The sequence below is a fragment of the Dehalococcoidia bacterium genome (assembly GCA_025054935.1).
Classification (GTDB): domain Bacteria; phylum Chloroflexota; class Dehalococcoidia; order SpSt-223; family SpSt-223; genus JANWZD01.
This window is the reverse complement of sequence record JANWZD010000033.1, coordinates 1-3,202: the sequence shown is the minus strand read 5'-3', so window position 1 is coordinate 3,202 and position 3,202 is coordinate 1. Positions and strand designations below refer to the sequence as shown.

Annotated in this window: 3 protein-coding genes; 2 read left to right on the top strand and 1 reads right to left on the bottom strand. The window is 68.0% G+C overall.

Annotated features, from left to right (window positions below; genetic code table 11):
- On the bottom strand, window positions 1-270 hold a 270-nt coding region (locus NZ773_16105; protein MCS6803450.1), incomplete at its 3' end, for a hypothetical protein.
- 275 nt (window positions 271-545) lie between these two features.
- On the opposite strand from NZ773_16105, the gene cas3 reads away from it, so the two are divergent.
- Complete coding sequence (gene cas3, locus NZ773_16100; protein MCS6803449.1) at window positions 546-2,255, top strand: CRISPR-associated helicase Cas3'; 1,710 nt, start codon at window positions 546-548, stop codon at window positions 2,253-2,255.
- Between the two features lie 28 nt (window positions 2,256-2,283).
- The coding region (gene casA, locus NZ773_16095) for a type I-E CRISPR-associated protein Cse1/CasA (GenBank protein ID MCS6803448.1) at window positions 2,284-3,202 on the top strand (919 nt) is incomplete at its 3' end.

The window sequence follows — 3,202 nt, the reverse complement described above, 5'->3', positions numbered from 1 at the left end:
AACGCGGCCGCGGCCGCCGCCGGGGCCCATCATGGGGTCTTTCCGTCGAGCGCGGACATTGCCGACCTGCTCGCTGCCGTCGGTGGCGGCCAGTGGCCCCGCGTCCAGCGGCAGCTGGTGCGCGTCCTCGCGGATGTTGTCGGCGTGCCTGCCGACCGGCCGCGCGACCTCCCGATCCCCGCGGTCCTGCCGCTTGCGGGCATCATCGCCGTTGCCGACTGGATCGGCTCGAACGCTGAGCTCTTTCCATTTGCTGCTGCGCCGCCTCAAGACGTGAAGCGGTATGCCCGCGAGCGGCGGCAGGCGGCGAGTGCGGCGCTCCGGCAGCTCCGGTGGACGAGCTGGAAAGGCGCGCGCGACGAGCGAGGCTTTGCCGAACTGTTTCCGGCGATCTCCGCTCCCAATGCCGTGCAGCGCGAGTCCGAGCGGCTCGCAGCCGACCTGCCCGCGCCCGCGCTTGTCATCATCGAATCGCCGATGGGCAGCGGCAAGACGGAAGCGGCGCTCACGATCGCGGACCGCTGGCTGGTCCGCGATGGCCGGCAGTGCGCCGGTTCCTCGCGCAGCGCTTTCCCGGCGAGATGGTCAACCTGCAGCTGCTGCACGGCCATGCGGCCATCTCGGCCGAACTCCAGACGATGGTCGAGCGGCTGCGCTTCGCTCCTGAGGCGCTGGTCGATATCGACGGCGAGGGCGCAGTCATCGCTGCCGAATGGTTCACCTACCGCAAGCGCGGCTTGCTCGCGCCCTTCGGCGTCGGCACGGTCGACCAAGCGCTGCTCGCAATTTTGCGCGCCCGCCATGGGTTCGTTCGGCTCTTCGGGCTCGCCGGCAAGGTCGTCATCATCGACGAGGTGCACGCCTACGACACCTATATGTCCCGCCTGCTTGATCGCCTGCTTGAATGGCTCGCCGCCCTCGGGAGCCCGGTGATCCTGCTGTCGGCAACCTTGCCGGCCTCCCGACGGCGGGAGCTTGTCGCCGCCTATCGGCGCGGCCTCGGCGCGCCCGCTCAGGAGCCGCCCGCGGTATCGTATCCGCGTCTAACGTGGGCTACGGCCGCGCATGTCGCGGCCCAAGCGGTTCAGCATCAGGGCGGGGCGCGCTCGGTGCAGGTGGTTCCGCTTCCCGCCTCCTCCCGCCTCGGCGACCTTGGCGGGCGCCTCGCCGACGCTTTGCGCGACGGGGGCTGTGCCGTCGTCATCTGCAACACAGTTGGGCGCGCGCAGCAGGTATATCAGGCGCTCAAGCCGCTCTTTTCCGGTCGCGCTGACGATGACTTCCCCGTCCTCGACCTGCTGCACGCCCGCTATCTCGTCGATGAGCGGGAGGAGCGAGAGCGGCGCGTCCGAGGCCGGTTTGGGAAGCCGAGCGAGAGCGTCCGGCCGAACCGGGCGGTGCTCGTGGCGACTCAAGTCGTCGAGCAGAGCCTTGACCTCGACTTCGACCTGCTCGTGACCGACCTCGCGCCAGCAGACCTCGTGCTCCAACGAGCGGGCCGGCTCCACCGCCACGAGCGGCCGCGCCCCGCTCCGCTGGCCGCGCCGACGCTGTGGCTGCTGATGCCGGACCTCGACCCGAGCGGGCAGCTTGCGCTCGACCGAGCCGACCTTGCAGTCTACGGCGAGCATGTCCTGCTGCGCTCGTGGCTTGCCCTTCGTGATCGCCGCTCCATCCTGCTTCCGGAGGAGATTGAGCCGCTCGTCGAGGCGGTCTACGGGGAGGGGACGCCCGACGCCCTCCCCGAGCCGCTGCGTCAGCAGTGGCAGAGATCAGAACATGCTCACCGGGAAGCGCTGGCGAAAGACGACGAGGAGGCAAAGCGCCGCTGGATCCCCGCGCCGTTGGCGCCGGTGTCTGTCTGGTCGCTCGGCGGTCCTGCGCTCGCCGAGGAGGACCCGACGTTTCATCAAGACCATCAAGCGCTCACTCGGCTTGCTGAGCCGGCGGTCGAGGTCGTCCTGCTGACAGCGTCGCCGGTCGGCCCTCGGCTTCCCGATGGCCGGATTGTCGATCTTGCGAACACTCCCGACCTTGAGCTCACGCGGACGCTGCTGCGGCGCTCGGTTCGGATCAGCCATCGCCGGGTGGCGCCGGCTCTGCTCAGCGAGCCCGCTCCGGCGGGATGGGCGCGGTCGGCGCTTCTTCGGAACGCGCGGCTGCTGGTGCTTGACGAAGCGGGGAGCGCTCCCTTGCCGGGCGGGGGAACGCTCCGGCTCGACCCGGAGCTCGGCGTTGTCGTAGAGGGCGAGTGAGCCCGGAAGAACAGTGAAGGGGGGAAGAATGGCGCGCTTTTCCTTGCTCGATGAAGGATGGATTCCGGTGATGCGGAACGACGGCACGACAGTCGAGGTTGGGCTGCGCGAGGCGCTGCTCGATGCGCCCACGTTTCGCGGGCTAGCTTGCAGCAACCCGCTCGAGCAGGTCGTGCTGATCCGGCTGCTGGTCGCGATCCTCCTCCGCTGTGTCGGCCCGCCTGACGCCGCAAGCTGGGGAAGCCTGCGCGAGGCGGGGCGTTTCGATCCTACGGCTGTCGGAGGGTATCTCGATCGCTGGGCCGACCGGTTCGACCTGTTCCACCCGGAGCGGCCGTTTCTCCAGACGCCGGGTCTGCCTTCGAAGTACTTCTTTCCGATAACCAAGTTGCGCTTCGTTATGACCAGAAATCCCACGCTCTTCGATCACACGCATGATGACTTGAACATTGCCCTCACCCCAGCGGAAGCGACACTAGCTATGCTCGTCATTCAGCAGTTCGATCTCGGTGGGACAACCGGAGGTCCTGCGAGCGAGAACAAGGCGAAGGAATCGAACCTCACTAAAGCAGCAATCGTAACGATGCAGGGCTCCAATCTGTTTGAGACGTTGCTGCTCAACCTGCCGCGCTACAACCCCCATTCCCAGCCGGAGTTCGACCCTGGGCGCGACCTCCCGGCGTGGGAGCGCGATGAGCCGGTTCGGCCGGCGAGCCGCAAACCCGATGGGCCGGCCGACTATCTGACGTGGCAAAGCCGGCGCGTGCTGCTCTATCCCGAGAAGACGGCGGACGGCATCGTGGTTCGCCGCGCCGCGCTGATGAAGGGCTGGCAGATCGAGTCGGTGGCGACCCAGAAGGATTGGGAGCCGATGGTCGCGTTTCGGTCGAGGGCCAAAGCGAAGGAAGGCGAAGGCTGGTTCCCGGTCCAGTATGACGAAGAGCGCG